At 69.1% G+C, this 15,636-nt stretch carries 14 protein-coding genes; 9 read left to right on the forward strand and 5 right to left on the reverse strand.

What is annotated here, in order from left to right; translation table 11 throughout:
* Positions 1 to 77: 77 nt before the first annotated feature.
* Genes QZM72_RS29635 through QZM72_RS29645 form a run of 3 tightly spaced genes read left to right on the forward strand, consistent with a single transcriptional unit; the run spans position 78 to position 3,227 of the window.
* Positions 78 to 1,076, forward strand: a complete 999-nt coding sequence (locus QZM72_RS29635) for an ABC transporter ATP-binding protein (protein ID WP_089468687.1) — start codon at positions 78 to 80, stop codon at positions 1,074 to 1,076.
* Entirely contained in the window at positions 1,073 to 2,089 is a 1,017-nt protein-coding gene (locus QZM72_RS29640; RefSeq protein ID WP_301739836.1) for a peptide ABC transporter ATP-binding protein, read from the forward strand. Before QZM72_RS29635 ends, QZM72_RS29640 begins: the two co-directional genes overlap by 4 nt.
* A complete protein-coding gene (locus QZM72_RS29645) occupies positions 2,082 to 3,227 on the forward strand; it encodes a TraB/GumN family protein (RefSeq protein WP_301739837.1) in 1,146 nt (381 codons plus the stop codon). The genes QZM72_RS29640 and QZM72_RS29645 overlap by 8 nt, the downstream gene beginning before the upstream one ends.
* 557 nt (positions 3,228 to 3,784) lie before the next feature.
* Here QZM72_RS29645 and pxpA read toward each other — a convergent pair.
* Genes pxpA through pxpB form a run of 3 tightly spaced genes read right to left on the reverse strand, consistent with a single transcriptional unit; the run spans position 3,785 to position 6,325 of the window.
* Positions 3,785 to 4,549 (reverse strand): 5-oxoprolinase subunit PxpA, encoded by a 765-nt coding sequence (pxpA, locus tag QZM72_RS29650; RefSeq protein WP_050014249.1) that lies wholly within the window; start codon positions 4,547 to 4,549, stop codon positions 3,785 to 3,787.
* A 55-nt stretch (positions 4,550 to 4,604) separates the two neighbouring features.
* On the reverse strand, positions 4,605 to 5,672 hold the full coding sequence (locus QZM72_RS29655) for a biotin-dependent carboxyltransferase family protein (protein WP_089468683.1): 1,068 nt from the start codon (positions 5,670 to 5,672) through the stop codon (positions 4,605 to 4,607).
* Positions 5,669 to 6,325: a 5-oxoprolinase subunit PxpB gene (gene pxpB, locus QZM72_RS29660; RefSeq protein WP_301739838.1), complete on the reverse strand. Its 657-nt coding sequence runs from the start codon at positions 6,323 to 6,325 to the stop codon at positions 5,669 to 5,671. Before pxpB ends, QZM72_RS29655 begins: the two co-directional genes overlap by 4 nt.
* Before the next feature lie 149 nt (positions 6,326 to 6,474).
* Between pxpB and QZM72_RS29665 the strand changes: the two genes are divergently transcribed.
* Positions 6,475 to 6,987 (forward strand): winged helix DNA-binding protein, encoded by a 513-nt coding sequence (locus QZM72_RS29665; protein WP_301739839.1) that lies wholly within the window; start codon positions 6,475 to 6,477, stop codon positions 6,985 to 6,987.
* Between the two features lie 61 nt (positions 6,988 to 7,048).
* Here the strand turns inward: QZM72_RS29665 and QZM72_RS29670 are convergent, their stop codons facing one another.
* The gene (locus QZM72_RS29670; RefSeq protein ID WP_301739840.1) at positions 7,049 to 7,657 is read right to left on the reverse strand and encodes a 5-formyltetrahydrofolate cyclo-ligase; all 609 of its coding nucleotides are present in this window, start codon (positions 7,655 to 7,657) and stop codon (positions 7,049 to 7,051) included.
* 8 nt (positions 7,658 to 7,665) lie between these two features.
* Here QZM72_RS29670 and QZM72_RS29675 point away from each other — a divergent pair, with 8 nt between their 5' ends.
* The 4 genes from QZM72_RS29675 to QZM72_RS29690 are packed head-to-tail and all read left to right on the forward strand — an operon-like array spanning position 7,666 to position 12,572.
* On the forward strand, positions 7,666 to 9,618 hold the full coding sequence (locus QZM72_RS29675) for a lytic transglycosylase domain-containing protein (RefSeq protein WP_301739841.1): 1,953 nt from the start codon (positions 7,666 to 7,668) through the stop codon (positions 9,616 to 9,618).
* Between the two features lie 51 nt (positions 9,619 to 9,669).
* Entirely contained in the window at positions 9,670 to 10,629 is a 960-nt protein-coding gene (locus tag QZM72_RS29680) for a complex I NDUFA9 subunit family protein (protein ID WP_089468678.1), read from the forward strand.
* Positions 10,630 to 10,686: 57 nt separating this feature from the next.
* Entirely contained in the window at positions 10,687 to 11,334 is a 648-nt protein-coding gene (locus tag QZM72_RS29685; RefSeq protein WP_089468677.1) for a glutathione S-transferase family protein, read from the forward strand.
* On the forward strand, positions 11,331 to 12,572 hold the full coding sequence (locus QZM72_RS29690; RefSeq protein WP_301739842.1) for a multifunctional CCA addition/repair protein: 1,242 nt from the start codon (positions 11,331 to 11,333) through the stop codon (positions 12,570 to 12,572). The genes QZM72_RS29685 and QZM72_RS29690 overlap by 4 nt, the downstream gene beginning before the upstream one ends.
* A 53-nt stretch (positions 12,573 to 12,625) precedes the next feature.
* On the opposite strand, the gene QZM72_RS29695 is transcribed toward QZM72_RS29690, so the two are convergent.
* Positions 12,626 to 13,405, reverse strand: coding sequence for a helix-turn-helix domain-containing protein (locus QZM72_RS29695; protein ID WP_301739843.1), 780 nt, complete (start codon positions 13,403 to 13,405; stop codon positions 12,626 to 12,628).
* 353 nt (positions 13,406 to 13,758) lie between these two features.
* Between QZM72_RS29695 and QZM72_RS29700 the strand changes: the two genes are divergently transcribed.
* Positions 13,759 to 15,609: a M24 family metallopeptidase gene (locus QZM72_RS29700; protein ID WP_301739844.1), complete on the forward strand. Its 1,851-nt coding sequence runs from the start codon at positions 13,759 to 13,761 to the stop codon at positions 15,607 to 15,609.
* Positions 15,610 to 15,636: the final 27 nt, after the last annotated feature.

Below are 15,636 nucleotides of genomic sequence, written 5' to 3' on the forward strand. Positions count from 1 at the left end.
CGACCCCCACACTCTCTTCGTTCGTTGCCCCCCAAGGGGGCGGTCATCCTCCTTGGGGCGGCCCGGCGGAGGACGACATGACCCAGAATCTACTGACCATCCGCAATCTCGCGGTGAACTTCAACGGCCTGCCCGCGGTCGACCGGATCAACCTGTCGGTCGCGCCGGGCGAGGTGGTGGGCGTCGTCGGCGAATCGGGCTCGGGCAAGAGCGTGACGATGATGGCGCTGATGGGCCTGATCGACGCGCCCGGCAAGGTGACGGCCGACGAGGTCACGTTCGACGGCGTCGATCTCCTGAAGGCATCGCCGAAGGCGCGCCGCAAGATCGTCGGCAAGGACATCGCGATGGTGTTCCAGGACGCGCTGACGAGCCTGAACCCGAGCTACACGGTCGGCTACCAGATCAAGGAAGTGCTGAAGCTGCACGAAGGGCTGCGCGGCGACGCGCTGCACCGGCGCGCGCTCGAACTGCTCGACCAGGTCGGCATTCCCGATGCGAAGAACCGCATCGCGTCGTTCCCGCACCAGATGTCGGGCGGGATGAACCAGCGCGTGATGATCGCGATGGCCGTCGCGTGCAACCCGAAGCTCCTGATCGCCGATGAGCCGACCACCGCGCTCGACGTGACGATCCAGGCGCAGATCATGGATCTGCTCGTGAAGCTGCAGAAGGAACGCGGGATGGCGCTCGTGCTGATCTCGCACGATCTGGCCGTGGTGTCGGAGGTCGCGCATCGCGTCGCGGTGATGTACGCGGGCGAAGTCATCGAGACCAATCGCGTGCCCGACATCTTCCGCGCGCCGCATCATCCGTACACCGAAGCGCTGCTCGCGGCGATTCCCGAGCACAATCAGGGGGCGCGTCGCCTTGCCGCATTGCCGGGCATGGTGCCGGGCCGCGATGATCGCCCGTCCGGGTGCCTGTTCGCGCCGCGCTGCAAGTACGTCGTCGACGATTGCCGCAAGGCGCGGCCGGCGCTCGACGCGCTGGTGTCGGGCAACGACGCGATGCGCGCGCGCTGCATCAAGCCGCTCAATCTTTCCAACCTCGACCTGACGGGAGGCGCACGATGAATATTGTCAACGAAACGCCTCGCGCATCGCACGACGAGGAAGCGGTACTGGTGGCCGACGGCCTCGCGAAGCACTACACGGTGAAGCGCGGGATGTTCGGGCAGGGCACGGTGAAGGCGCTGAACGGCGTGTCGTTCTCGCTGAAGCGCGGCAAGACGCTCGCCGTCGTCGGCGAGTCGGGCTGCGGGAAGTCGACGCTCGCGCGCCAGTTGACGATGATCGAGACGCCCACCGCGGGCAGCCTCGTGATCGACGGCAAGAACGTCGCCGGCGCGAACCGCGAGACGGTCGCCGATCTGCGCCGCCGCGTGCAGATGGTGTTCCAGAACCCGTTCGCGTCGCTGAACCCGCGCAAGACCGTCGAGCAGACGCTCGCCGAGCCGCTCGAGATCAACGTGAACCTGACGGCCGCCGAGCGCGCCGCGCGCATCGCGCAGATCATGCGCACGGTCGGTCTGCGCCCCGAGCACGCGAAGCGCTATCCGCACATGTTCTCGGGCGGCCAGCGCCAGCGGGTCGCGATCGCGCGCGCGATGATCCTCGATCCGCGCATCGTCGTCGCCGACGAGCCGGTGTCCGCGCTCGACGTGTCGATCCAGGCGCAGATACTGAACCTGTTCATGGATCTGCAGGAGCAGTTCAAGACCAGCTACGTGTTCATCTCGCACAACCTGTCGGTGGTCGAGCACGTCGCGGACGACGTGATGGTGATGTACTTCGGCAGCGTCGCCGAGCTCGGCGACAAGGCGACGATCTACGCGCGGCCGCGCCATCCGTACACGCGGGCGCTGATGTCGGCGACGCCGGCGATCTTCGAGGAAGATCGCCGCGTGCAGATCAAGCTGCAGGGCGAGTTGCCGTCGCCGCTCAATCCGCCGTCGGGCTGCGCGTTCCACCAGCGCTGCCCGTACGCGGTCGAGCGGTGCCGCGTCGAGGAGCCGCCATTGCGCGAAGTCGACGGCCGGCGCGTGGCCTGCCATCGCGCCGAGGAGGTCGGGGAGGCGAATGCCTGAAGCGTTGGCGGCGCGCGTGTCCGGCGTGCGCCGTGTGGGAGCCGGCGGCGCGCGCGCGATGCGCGCGTATCGCTACGCGCGGCGCTGGAGCGTGCGTACCGTCACGGGCGCGGCGCTGGCCGGCGCGTGCGTGGCGGCCAGCGTCGTGGTCCCCGTCGAACCGGCGCGCGCCGAAGGGCGTGCGCCGGCCACTTCGCCGATTCATCCGTCGCAGGTGCCGCCGCCCGGCATGAGCCTGCCCGGCTTCCATGCGCCGGCCGTGTCCGACGGCACGGTGTCGCGCGGCACCGTGCGCGTGCAGCCGGCGCGCATGCCGTTCTACGTCGCGACCAAGGGCAAGATCACGCTCTACGTGCTCGGCACGCTGCATACGGGCGATCCGTCCGATTACCCCAGCGCGCAACCGTTCCGGCCGCGTATCCTCGCGGCGCTCGCCGCATCGCCGACCCTCGCGCTCGAACTGTCGCCCGACGATCTGCTCGAATCGCAGGACGACGTGTCGAAGTACGGCGTGTGCCGCTACCCGTGCCTGCAGCGCCTGCTTTCCGAGCCGCTGTGGCAGCAGCTCGCGGCGCGCCTGCGCGGCAACCCGGCCGCGCTCGCCGAGATCCGCAAGATGCGGCCGTGGCTCGCGGCGCTCGTCGTCGAGACCTACGATTCGCTGTCGGCCGGGCTGCAGACCGAATACGGCACCGAGGCGCAGCTGCAGAACGTATTCCTGAAGAAGAAGGGCGGGCGCGTGATCGGGCTCGAGACGCTCGCCGAACAGATGCGCGCGTTCACCGGGCTGACGCTCGCCGAGCAGCGCGAGATGCTCGCGCAGGACATGGTGCAGACACCCGCGCAGAACGCCGACGACATCAAGGCGCTGCATCGACTGTGGCGAATTGGCGACGCCGATGCGATCGCCGCGTGGGCCGTCGCGAAGAGCGAACGGCTCGCGCGTTCGAAGGCGTTGTCGGCGTCGCTCGACAACAAGATCGTGTACGAGCGCAACCGGCGCTTCGTTGCACGGATGACGGCAATCGCCGCGCCGAACCGGCCGCTGTTCGTCGCGATCGGCGCGCTGCATCTGGGTGGCTCGCGCGGCGTGCTCGAATTGTTGCGCCAGCAAGGATACCGGGTCGACGCGAACTGATCGCGTCCGGCCGCCCGCACCGATCGTCCCCTGTTTGATCGACGTCGCGTGCCTCGCGCGAAGCGCTTGCGCGCGGGCAGCGGTCGATAAGGAAAACCCTCGAAACTTCGGAAAATAGCGTTTAAAACGATTGACATCCCGTTCGGCCGATATCTATTCTTCATCCCACAAGTTGAAAAAATGAAAAGAATAGATAAGTTCTACGGGGTAGCAGAAATAAAGCGCGGGGTGAGCGTCGCCGGCACGTGAAGCACGTGCCGGCCGCGGAGAGTCTGCATGCACGGCGGGGCCAATCGTCGTCGAACAACACATGCATGCAGGTCGACTTGCACATAAGCGACGTTCCGTCGTCTGACCGGGGAAGGCTGTGATCGGGCGGCGGCGGACGTTTTTTAATCCGGAATATTTTTCCGGTCACCGTCGAAAGACGGTTTCGGGGGATGAATCGACAGACGGCGAAGCCGCGGCGATTGCATCAACGTAAAAGCGCCACGAGGGCGCTTTTTTCTTTGGTGCGACGAAAACGGGCGGCGCGCAGGCAGGTGCCGACTGCTTCGCTACGCGCCTTCGTCGGCCTGCACCGCCCCGGGCGCAACCACGTCGACGCCGGCGGCCTCGAGCGCTGCGCGGATCCGCTTCGCGAACGCCAGCGCATGCGGCCCGTCGCCGTGCAGGCAGACGGTCTGCGCATTGAGCGGCACCCATTCGCCGCTCAGCGCGCGCACCTGCCGGTTGCGCACCATGTCGAGCGTGCGCGCGAGCACCGCGTCTTCGTCGTCGATCAACGCGCCGGGCTGGCTGCGCGGCACCAGCGAGCCGTCCGCGCGGTAGCCGCGATCGGCGAACACTTCCTCCACCGCGGCGAGCCCCGCATGCCGCGCGGCCGCGACGAACACGCTGTTCGCGAGCCCGAACACCGCGAGCGACGGATCGAAGTCGTGGATCGCGGACACCACCGCGTCGGCGATCAGCGGGTCGCGCGCGGCCTGGTTGTACAGCGCGCCGTGCGGTTTCACGTGCGCGATGCGCCCGCCCTCGGCCTGCGCGATCGCCGACAGCGCGCCGAGCTGGTACAGCACGCCCGCATAGATGTCGCCGGCCGGCAGCTGCATTTCCTTGCGGCCGAAATTCTCCGGATCGTGAAAGCTCGGGTGCGCGCCGATCGACACGCCTTTCTGCACGGCCCAGCGCACGCAGTCGCGCATCGCATTCGCGCCGCCTGCATGCCAGCCGCATGCGATGTTCGCCGACGTGACGAGGTCGAGCAGCGCCTCGTCCGATCCGCATCCTTCGCCGAGATCGGCATTCAGATCGATTTCCATATGTTCCTCGTCCACTGGTTGCGTGGCCCGTCCTTCGCTCCTGCTTCCGCCATTGTCACGCCGCGCGCGATTGGGCGCGGCGGCGCGCTTCCTCGCGCATCTCGATCGCGACGTCGATCTGCCGCAGGTACGCCCGTTCCGCGACGAGGGCGGCGCGCGCGGCGTCGGCCGTCGTGCGCACGAAGCGGATCGGCAGGTTGAGGCGCGCCTGCGCGAGCTTCCACAGGTCGGCGCGGATCACCGTGCCGATCTTCGGGTAGCCACCGGTGGTCTGCGCGTCGTGCATCAGCACGATCGGCTGGCCGTTCGGCGGCACCTGGATCGTGCCCGGCAGCACCGCGTGCGACAGCAGCTCGACCGGCCGCTCGCGCACGAGCTCGGCGCCGGCGAGGCGATAGCCCATCCGGTTGCTGTTCGCGGTGACGAGCCATTCCTCGTCCCAGAACGCCTGCTGCGAATCGGCCGCGAACGACGCGTAGTCGGGGCCCGGCAGCACGCGCACGGGCATCGCCCACGGCGCATGGGCGGGGCGGTGACGGCGCGGCGGCTCGTCGACGCGCACGAATGCGCACCACGCCGGCGCCTTCACGCCGAATTCGGGCGCGTCGGCCGCGAGGCAGCCCGCGCCGGCCGGCGGCACGCCGACCGGCAGCCGGTCGCCGTCGCGCAGCGTGCGGCCGCCGAGGCCGCCGAAGCGCGACGCGAGATCGGTGCTGCGCGAGCCGAGCATCGGCAGCACGTCGATGCCGCCCGCAATACAAAGATAGCCGCGCATGCCGCGCTTCGCGGCCGGCAGCACGAGCGTCTGGCCGGCGTCGACCGGCAGGCTCCACCACGAATACACGGGCTTGCCGTCGAGCGTCGCGCCGAATTCGGTGCCGGTGATCGCGATGCGCGTGGCGCGCGTGAAGCGGAACGTGGCGGGGCCGATCGTGATTTCGACGGCAGCCGCGTCGGGGCGGTTGCCGACGAGCCGGTTGCCGACTTCGAGCGCGAGGCCGTCGAGCGCGCCGCCTTGCGCGACGCCGAGATGGCGCATGCCGCGGCGCCCGAGATCCTGCACGGTCGACAGCGGGCCGGCCCGCACGACCTCGACGGTGCCCGGTGCGTTGCTCTGGGTCATCGTGCGTCGACTCCCGCAATGGTGAAGCGTACGCGGTCGCCGGGCAGCAGCAGCGTCGGCTGCGGCCGCGCCGGATCGAACAGCCGGTGCGACGTGCGGCCGATCAGTTGCCAGCCGCCGGGCGACGTGGCCGGGTAGATGCCCGTCTGCGCGCCGCCGATGCCGACCGAGCCCGCTGGCACCTCGAGCCGCGGCGCCGCGCGGCGCGGCGTATGCAGCGACGCGTCGAGGCCGCCCAGATACGCGAAGCCCGGCTGGAATCCGACGAAGAACACGACGTAGGCGCCGGCCGCGTGGCGCGCGACGACCTCGTCGGCCGACAGGCCCGTGTGCGCGGCGACGGCGGCGAGATCGGGGCCGGCGGCCCCGCCGTACTCGACCGGGATTTCGACCTCGCGGCCGTCCGCGTGCTCGACGTCGGCCGTCTCCCACGCGTCGCGCAGCGCGGGCGTGAGCGAGTCGGCCGTCGCGGCGAGCGGGTCGAACACGATGGTCAGGTTATTCATGCCGGGGACGACGTCGATCACGTCGGGCCATGCGCGCGCGGCCGCGGCCACGGCCCAGACGCGGCGCTGGCAATCGAGCGTGGCGGGCGGCGGGACCTCGCAGACGAGGGCGGCATCGCCGAGCGGATAAATGCGGGGTGGCGTCATCGGACTGGCACGGTTCGGACGGCAATGTTAGCGCACATTGTCAATAAAATATCGACAACTTCTCAATAAGCGTTTTCGCCTAGCTCGTCGGCCGGGGCTTCTGGCGTACACTCGGGCACATCCTGTCATCCGGCTTGCGCCGCCTTTCCATGAAGCGTCCTGCGACCAAGATCGTGTCATCCGAACACCTCGTTTCCGATTCGAGCGCGGAACTGTCGGAGCTCGAATACGGGCTCATCATGGCCGGCAACGCGTTCAACCGCTGGATGGTGCGCTGCATGTCGGCGGCGGGTGCGAAGGACATGACGGCGGTCGAGGTCTCGCTGCTGCATCACGTCAGCCATCGCGAACGCAAGAAGAAGCTCGCCGACATCTGCTTCGTGCTCAATATCGAGGATACGCACGTCGCGACCTATGCGCTGAAAAAACTGATCGCCCGCGGCTATGTGAAAAGCGAGAAGAGCGGCAAGGAAGCGTTCTTCTTCGCGACCGACGCGGGCCGCGAGCTGTGCCTGAAGTACCGCGAGGTGCGCGAGCATTGCCTGATCGAGACGCTGAAGGAAAGCGGGCTCACCAACGAGCAGATCGGCGACGCGGCGCAGTTGCTGCGCAACGCATCGGGCCTCTACGACACGGCCGCGCGCGCGGCGGCGTCGCTGTAAACGATCGCGGAAACGGTCGGTCGCCGCGACGCGCTCGCGGCAAGCCGCGCCGCGCGCGCCATCATTCGGCGGCCGGGTAAAGCGCACCGTCGGTGACGATCCAGCGCAGCGCGAGATCGTGCGCCTCGGCCGGCAGCGCATCGACGCGGCACGCTTCGTACGCGATGCCGACCGTCACGGGCGGCGTGTCGCCCGGCCATGCGGCGAGCGTGCGGTCGTAGTAGCCGCCGCCGTAGCCGAGCCGGTAGCGCTGCGCATCGAATCCCACGCACGGAATCAGCAAAAGATCGGGCACGACGACGATGCCCGACGCCGGTTCGGGAATCCGGTGATGGCCTTCGCGCATCGGCGTGTGCGCGTCCCACGCATGAAACGCGAGCGGCGTGTGACGCTCGCCGATCACCGGCAACGCGGCGCACCGGCCGGCGCCCGTCGCGCACCATGCGAGCACGGCCTCGCGCGCATCGAATTCACCCGGCAGCGGCCAGTAGAACCCGACCGTGCACGGCGCCAGGCGATCGAGCAGCGTGCGCAGCCGCGCATCGAGCGCGGCGTTCGCGGCGGGCTGCGACGCGGCGTCGCGACGGGCGCCGGACAGCGTTTTGCGCAGCGCAACCTTCGGGTTCGGCACAGGGTTGCATGCTATGCTTTCGCTCACTTCGTGCTCCATTCAAAACGATGTCTAACAGCCTTTTCCGAGTATATCGCGCGGTCGCGCTCGCGCTTTCGGCCGCCGCGCTCGTCGCCGGCACGACCGCATGCGCCGCACCGAACGACGACACGCTCCCCGGCGATGACCAGATCTTCGTGCAGCTTCGCGAAGCCGCACGCCGCAACGACGCCGCGAAGGCCGCGCAGCTCGCGTCGATGATCCCGAACTATCCGGTGCCGTCCTACGTCGAGTATTTCCAGATCAAGCCGCAGTTGTTCGATTCGACGGGCCGCGCGCGCGTCGATGCGCCGGACGCGCTCGTGCAGTCGTTCCTGCAGCGCTACGACGGCCAGGCGATCGCCGATCGCCTGCGCAACGACTACCTGCTCGTGCTCGGCGCGCGCCACGACTGGCGAAATTTCGACGACCAGTACAAGCGCTTCGTGCTCGACGACGACACGCAGGTCAAGTGCTATGCGCTCGAATCGCGCGCGGCGCGCAACGAGAACGTCGCCGACGCGGCGCGCGCGCTGCTCGTCGAGCCGAAGAACTACGGCGATGCGTGCGTCGACCTGATCACCGCGCTCGCCGTCAACCGGCAGTTCACGAGCGACGACGTGTGGCAGCAGGCGCGCCTCGCGTACGAGCAGAACTACACGACGCTCGGCGGCAAGATCGTCGACGCGCTCGGCCCGCGCCCCGCGGGCTTCGACCAGGCGACGAGCGCGCCGCCGCTGTATCTCGCGCGCGGCGTCGGGGCTGACGCCGCATCGCATCAGCTCGCGCTGATCGCGCTCGGCCGCATGGCGCGCAACGATCCGGACGCCGCCGCCGGGATGCTGACGACGCTCGCGCCTTCGCTGACCAAGCAGGAACAGGCGATCGCGTGGGGCGCGATCGGCTACCAGGGCGCGATCAAGCGCTCGCCGATGGCGTCGGTCTGGTATGCGAAATCGGCGAACGCGCCGCTGTCGAACCCGGGCTACGAATGGCGCACGCGCGCCGCGCTGCTGGCCGGCAACTGGCCGATGGTGCGCTGGTCGATCGAGCAGATGCCGCCGTCGCTGCGCGACGATCCGGCGTGGATCTACTGGCATGCGCGCGCGCTCAAGCAGAGCGGCGACACGCTGCAGGCGAACCAGGAATTCGAGCAGGTCGCCGGCCAGTTCAACTTCTACGGGCAGTTGGCCGGCGAAGAGCTCGGCCAGCGCACGACGATTCCGCCGCGCACGAAGGTGAGCGACGCCGAGATCGACGCGATGGGCAAGATTCCGGGCTTCGCGCTCGCGCAACGCTTCTACGCGCTGAACCTGCGCCTCGAAGGCAATCGCGAATGGAACTGGCCGCTGCGCGGGATGACCGATCGCCAGCTGCTCGCGGCCGCCGAATACGGCAAGCGCGTCGAGCTGCTCGACCGCACGGTCAACACGGCCGACCGCACGAAGGCCGAGCACGATTTCACGCTGCGCTATCCGTCGCCGTACCGCACGACCGTCGAGCGCTACGCGCAATCGACCGGCCTCGACGTCGAATGGGCGTACGGGCTGATCCGCCAGGAATCGCGCTTCATCATCAGCGCGCGTTCGTCGGTGGGTGCGGGCGGCCTGATGCAGCTGATGCCGGCGACGGCCCAGATGGTCGCGAAGAAGCTCGGCATGGGCACGATCTCGCGTGCGCAGATGCACGACATCGACACCAACATCCAGCTCGGCACCTGGTATCTCGCGGACATCTACAACAACTTCGACAGCTCGCCGGTGCTCGCCACCGCCGGCTACAACGCGGGCCCGGGCCGGCCGCGCCAGTGGCGCCAGGTGTTGACGCGACCGGTCGAAGGCGCGATCTTCGCGGAGACGATTCCGTTCAACGAGACGCGCGACTACGTGAAGAACGTGCTGTCGAACACCGTCTACTACGCGGCGCTCTTCGAGGGCAAACCGCAGTCGTTGAAGAAACGTCTAGGCATGATCTCGCCCTGATACACCGAACTGCCGCGCGAGACGCGGCAGTGTTCTTTTGAGGTTCGGAACATGGATCGCCAGACCGTCGCGCTGCTGGGCGGCACCGGCTTCATCGGCAGCCGGCTCGTCAATGCGCTGATCGACGCCGGCAAGCACGTGCGGATCGGCACGCGGCGGCGCGACCACGCGCGCCACCTGCAGATGCTGCCGATCGACATCGTCGAACTCGATGCGCTCGACACGCGCACGCTCGCGCGCTTCGTCGCCGGCGCGCACGCGGCGATCAACCTGGTCGGCGTGCTGCACGGCGGCCGCGGCACGCCGTACGGGCCCGGCTTCGAGCGCGCGCACGTCGCGCTGCCGGCCGCGCTCGCGACCGCCTGCACCGAGGTCGGCGTGCGGCGCCTGCTGCACATGAGCGCGCTCGGCGCCGATTCGCACGGCGCGAGCATGTACCAGCGCTCGAAGGGCGACGGCGAAGCCGCGCTGCATGCGATCGCGGCCACCGATTCGCTCGCGCTGACGATCTTCCGGCCGTCGGTCGTGTTCGGCCCCGGCGACGCCTTCCTCAATACGTTCGCGAACCTGCAGCGCACGGTGCCTGTGCTGCCGCTCGCGATGCCCGACGCGCGCTTTCAGCCGGTGTTCGTCGGCGACGTCGTGCGCGCGTTCGTCAACACGCTCGATCTCGCGGGCGCGCACGGCAAGACCTACGAACTCGGCGGCCCGACCGTCTACACGCTGGAGCAACTGGTGCGCTATTGCGGCACGCTGGTCGGCCGGCAGGCACGCATCGTGCGGCTGCCCGACGCGCTTGCGCGGCTGCAGGCGAGCGTGTTCGAATGCCTGCCGGGCGAGCCCGTGCTCACGCGCGACAATCTCGCGACGATGTCGGTGCCGAACGTGCTGTCGGGGCCGCTCGCGCCGGAACTCGGGCTCTCGCCCGCGAGTCTCGAAAGCATTGCGCCCGCGTATCTCGGCGACGCGACGCAGCGCTCGCGATTCGACTGGTTCCGCTCGCGTCGCTAGCGCCCCGTCGCCGGTCGGCTCTTTCTTTTTCTTTTTCGCGTTTTCCGGAATTTCGCCATGAAGCTCGTCATTGGAGACAAGAACTATTCGTCGTGGTCGATGCGGCCGTGGCTGCTGCTCGCGCATTTCGGCATCCCGTTCGACGAGATCGTGGTCGAGCTGCGCCGCGACGACTCGGCCGCGCGCATCCGCGAATACTCGCCGACCGGCAAGGTGCCGTGCCTCGTCGACGATCACGGCGCGGCGATCTGGGATTCGCTCGCGATCGCCGAGACGCTCGCCGAGCGCTATCCGCAGTTCCCGATGTGGCCGGCCGACCCGCTCGCGCGTGCGCAAGCGCGCTGCGTGTCCGCCGAGATGCATTCGGGCTTCATGGCGCTGCGCACGCAGATGGGCATGAACATCCGCGCGTCGATGCCGGGGCGCGGCGCGACGCCCGAGGCGCTCGCCGACGTCGCGCGCATCGACGCGCTGTGGAGCGAATGCACCGAGGCGTCGGGCGGGCCGTTCCTGTTCGGCGAATTCGGGATCGCCGATGCGATGTATGCGCCGGTCGTGATGCGCTTCAACACGTATGCGCCGGCGCTGTCGCCGGAGGCGGCCGGCTATGCGGCCCGCGTGACGGCGCTGCCGGCCGTGCAGCGGTGGATCGATGCCGCGCGCCGCGAAACCAACGTCATTGCCGAATACGAACCCAACCCATGAACATCTACGCAGTAGGCGGAGCGATCCGCGACGCATTGCTCGGCGTGCCGGTGCAGGACCGCGACTACGTGGTGGTCGGCGCGACGCCCGAGCAGATGGCCGCGCAGGGCTTCCGGCCGGTCGGCAAGGATTTCCCGGTGTTCCTGCATCCGCAGACGCAGGAGGAATACGCGCTCGCGCGCACCGAGCGCAAGACGGCGGCCGGCTATCACGGCTTCCAGTTTCATTTCGCGCCGGACGTGACGCTCGACGAGGATCTCGCGCGGCGCGACCTGACGATCAACGCGATGGCGCGCGAGGTGAGCCCGGAAGGCACGCTGGTCGGCCCCGTGATCGATCCGTTCGACGGGCAGGCCGACTTGCGCGCACGCGTGTTCCGGCACGTGAGCGACGCGTTCGTCGAGGATCCGGTGCGGATCCTGCGCGTCGCGCGTTTCGCCGCGCGCTTCGCGGATTTCACGGTCGCGGACGAAACCCTCGCGCTGATGCGGCGGATGGTCGACGCGGGCGAGGTCGATGCGCTCGTGCCCGAGCGCGTGTGGCAGGAAATCGCGCGCGGGCTGACGGAGGCGAAACCGTCGCGGATGTTCGCGGTGCTGCGCGACTGCGGCGCGCTCGCGCGCATCCTGCCCGAGGTCGACGCGCTGTGGGGCGTGCCGCAGCGCGCCGATTACCACCCGGAAGTCGATACCGGCGTGCACGTGATGATGGTCGTCGACTACGCGGCGAAGCAGGGCTATTCGCTGGCGGTGCGTTTCGCGGCGCTCACGCACGATCTCGGCAAGGGGACCACGCCCGCGGACGTGCTGCCGCGCCACGTCGGCCACGAAAGCCGCAGCGTCGAGCTGCTCAAGCCGTTGTGCGAGCGGCTGCGCGTGCCGAACGAATGCCGCGATCTCGCGCTGGTGGTCGCGCGCGAGCACGGCAACCTGCATCGCGTGATGGAGATGGGCGCGGCCGCGCTGGTGCGGCTCTTCGAGCGCAGCGACGCACTGCGCAAGCCGGCGCGCTTCGCCGAGTTGCTGCAGGCGTGCGAATCGGACGCACGCGGCCGGCTCGGGCTCGATGCGCAGCCGTATCCGCAGGCCGAGCGGCTCCGTGTCGCGCTCGCGGCCGCGCGCAGCGTCGATGCCGGCGCGATCGCGCGCGGCATCGGCAGCGACACGGAGAAGATCAAGGAAGCCGTGCATCGCGCGCGGATCCAGGCCGTCGCGCAGGCGCTCGCGATCGGCGAATAGTCGACGAGTCGTCGGCGCGGAACCGGGCGCGCGGCAGGGGCGCCCGTCGGCCGTTACGGTTTCTTCCTGCGCGCCGGAGTCGCCGCCGCCGGACGTTTGCCGGCGGCCGCGCGCGGCTTCGCCGTACCTTTCTTTGGGGCTGCGTCGACCTTGGACGGCCGTGCCGCGGCGCCGTCGCGATCATCCCTTCCGGGCGCCGGCGCGCGGCGGCTCACGCGCGGTTCGCCGGGCGTCGACTGCGTGATTTCCGTCGTCGCGGCCGCGAATTCCGCCGAACTGTCGTCGAACAGCGGCAGCGTGCTGACGCTGATCAGCTCGGCCGGCCCGTCGCCGACATTGGCCACGCGATGCCGCTTGCGCGCGTCGAAATGCAGCGAGTCGCCGGGCGCCAGCGGGTAATTCTTCTTGCCGACCGTGTAGCAGACGCGGCCGGCCAGCACGTACACGAATTCGTCGCCGCCGTGCGCGACCCATTCCGACCGGTAGCCCTTCATCATCTGCACCTTCAGCGCGTTGATCTGGCTGCCGTCGAACGTGGTGGACAGCCGCTCGTACCACTGCGACGCGGCGTCGAGCGCATACGGCTTGCGGCTGCCCTCGTGCGAATCGGGCTGCGGCTGGCGCGGCTGCTCGATCAGCGTGCCGAGGGGCACGCCCAGCGCTTTCGCGACGTTGACGAGCGACGACAGCGAGATGCCCGTCAGATGACGCTCGACCTGCGACAGGAACCCGACCGACAGTTTCGCTTCGGTCGCCACTTCCAGCAGCGTCTTCTTTGTTTCCCGGCGCAGGCGGCGAATGCGCTGGCCGATACGCATGAGGTCTGAATCCATGAATCTCTTTCGTGGCAACGAGTCGGGGCGCGGGCGCGGCGGCGATGCGGTCGCCGGGGCGGAGGCCGGCGCATTGTACCGCGCGGCACCGCCGGGCGAAGCGGCGCTGTGCCGGGATCCGCAGGCTGCGCGCCGATTTTAGTCCTACGAAAATTTTGGCTTGACCTCGGTTTCGGCCTGCTCTAGATTCTGTCGCGCATCAAACAAAGTTAAGTGAGACGAAAATTTCCCGAGGGCGGCCGCTGGAACCGCGGTGCGGCCGGGCCGCGCGTCGCACCGACGTGCGGGGGGCGGGCAGGCGCGATGCCGCGACACGCCGCCGGCCGCCGACAACAATGAATAACGGGCATCCGATGATCGATCGACTGAAATACAGCTTCTCCGGCCTTCCCCCGTACGACGCGTCCGTCGCCGAGACCCAGGCCGGCCTGTCGCGCCTGCTCGATGCCGCGCGACTCGACGCGGTGGTGATCACGTCGCAGGACGACTACGTGACCGAGTACCTGCCGCGCGGCAACAACCCGCGCTACGCGGTGTCCGGCTTCGACGGTTCGGCCGGCTGCGGGATCTTCCTGAGCGCGGCGACCGCGCAGGCGCTCGGCGTGCCGCCGTTCGTGCTGTTCGTCGACGGCCGCTATCACTTCCAGGCCGACGAGCAGTGCGATCCGGCGCGCGTGCGCGTCGAGAAGCTCGGCATCGACACGACGATCTGGCAGGCGATGGCCGACTGGCTCGTCGCGCACGCGAACCGGCTCGCGCGGGTCGGCTACGACGCGCGGCGGATCAGCGTCGCGCAGCGCAACCGGCTGTTCGAGCAGACGCGGGCCGCGACGCTCGACTGGGCGAGCCTCGCCGATCGCGAGATCGACCACGCGATCGCGCTGCCGGGCTGGAACGTCGAGCGGCCGATCTTCGAGATTCCCGCCACGATGACCGGCCTGAGCGTCGCGCAGAACCTCGACGCGCTGAACCGGCAACTCGCCGCGCATACCGGCGCGGCGGACGGCAAGACCGCGTTCTTCACCTGCGCGTCGGACGATCTCGCGTATCTGCTGAACAGCCGCGGCTATCACATCCCGAATGCGTCGTCGCACCTCGGCTTCCTGTTCGCGATCGGCGCGCAGGTGGCGCTGTTTTTGCCGGAAGGGTGCGACCGCTGCGAGGTCGCGCTCGATTCGTATCCGGCGCTGCACGTGATCCGGCGCGACGTCGCGGCGCTCGAACGCTTCCTTGCGCAGTTCGCGGTCGAGCACGTGTGCTACGGCTTCGAATCGGTGAACTGCGCGCTCGTCGACGCGGTGAACCGCGTGTGGCCGCACGCGCGGCATGCCGATTTCAACCCGGTCGAGGCGATGCGGGCGAGCAAGACGCCGGCGGTGCTCGACCAGTTCCGCGACGCGTTCGTGCGCAGCTCCGCGGCGATCGCCGAGACGATGCGCTGGGCGAAGACCGGCGAGCCGGGCGTGCGCCACACCGAGTACGACCTCGCGCGCACCATTAACGATGCATACGGCGCCCGTTCGGCGGTCGCGCTGTCGTTTCCGTCGATCGCGGCGAACGGCGCGAACAGCGCGTTCGCGCATTACACGGCGGCGAGCGCCGACGTCGAGCTGACCGAAGGCGAGCTCGTGCTGCTCGACAGCGGCGCGTACTACGAAGCCGGCTTCGCGACGGACTGCACGCGCGTCGTGCTGCGCCGCACGCAGCCGGACACGGTCGCGCAGCCGTGGCAGCGCGAAATCTACACGGTCGCGCTGAAGGCCTGCATCAAGGGGCTCGTCACGCGCTTTCCGGCGAGCGCGACGGGCGGCGACGTCGATGCGCTGGTGCGGCAGGTGTGCCGCGATCATGGCCACGATTTCGGCCACGGCACCGGACACGGCGTCGGGATTCACGTGCACGAGGGCGGCGTGCGGTTCGCGCCGGGCGCGCAGTACGGGCTGGTGCCGAATGCGGTGATTTCGGTGGAGCCGGGCATCTACCTGCCGGGCAAGGGCGGCGTGCGGATCGAGAACATCGTGATCGTGCGGCCGGACGACGCGCAGCCCGACACCGTGACGTTCGAGAACATCGTGACGGTCGGCTACGACTGGGACCTGATCGATCTGGATCTGCTGGACGATGCCGAGCGCGCGTATCTGCGCGACTACGAGCGGCTGTGCGTGGAACGCGGCACGCAAGTCACCGCGTGTCCGCTGCTGTAACGAAGGGAAGGGCGGGGGCGCGGCCGC

Origin of the sequence: Burkholderia sp. AU45388 (genome assembly GCF_030481585.1) — a bacterium.
In the GTDB taxonomy this organism is placed as follows: domain Bacteria; phylum Pseudomonadota; class Gammaproteobacteria; order Burkholderiales; family Burkholderiaceae; genus Burkholderia; species Burkholderia sola.

Bases quoted from the DNA above. Each gene is read 5' to 3' on its own strand.
- QZM72_RS29685 (WP_089468677.1), top strand. From the start codon at position 10,687: ATGAAGCTCGTCATTGGAGACAAGAACTATTCGTCGTGGTCGATGCGG.
- pxpA (WP_050014249.1), bottom strand. From the start codon at position 4,549: ATGGAAATCGATCTGAATGCCGATCTCGGCGAAGGATGCGGATCGGAC.
- QZM72_RS29645 (WP_301739837.1), top strand. From the start codon at position 2,082: ATGCCTGAAGCGTTGGCGGCGCGCGTGTCCGGCGTGCGCCGTGTGGGA.
- QZM72_RS29690 (WP_301739842.1), top strand. From the start codon at position 11,331: ATGAACATCTACGCAGTAGGCGGAGCGATCCGCGACGCATTGCTCGGC.
- QZM72_RS29665 (WP_301739839.1), top strand. From the start codon at position 6,475: ATGAAGCGTCCTGCGACCAAGATCGTGTCATCCGAACACCTCGTTTCC.
- QZM72_RS29695 (WP_301739843.1), bottom strand. From the start codon at position 13,405: ATGGATTCAGACCTCATGCGTATCGGCCAGCGCATTCGCCGCCTGCGC.
- QZM72_RS29675 (WP_301739841.1), top strand. From the start codon at position 7,666: ATGTCTAACAGCCTTTTCCGAGTATATCGCGCGGTCGCGCTCGCGCTT.
- QZM72_RS29680 (WP_089468678.1), top strand. From the start codon at position 9,670: ATGGATCGCCAGACCGTCGCGCTGCTGGGCGGCACCGGCTTCATCGGC.
- pxpB (WP_301739838.1), bottom strand. From the start codon at position 6,325: ATGACGCCACCCCGCATTTATCCGCTCGGCGATGCCGCCCTCGTCTGC.
- QZM72_RS29635 (WP_089468687.1), top strand. From the start codon at position 78: ATGACCCAGAATCTACTGACCATCCGCAATCTCGCGGTGAACTTCAAC.
- QZM72_RS29640 (WP_301739836.1), top strand. From the start codon at position 1,073: ATGAATATTGTCAACGAAACGCCTCGCGCATCGCACGACGAGGAAGCG.
- QZM72_RS29670 (WP_301739840.1), bottom strand. From the start codon at position 7,657: ATGGAGCACGAAGTGAGCGAAAGCATAGCATGCAACCCTGTGCCGAAC.
- QZM72_RS29655 (WP_089468683.1), bottom strand. From the start codon at position 5,672: ATGACCCAGAGCAACGCACCGGGCACCGTCGAGGTCGTGCGGGCCGGC.
- QZM72_RS29700 (WP_301739844.1), top strand. From the start codon at position 13,759: ATGATCGATCGACTGAAATACAGCTTCTCCGGCCTTCCCCCGTACGAC.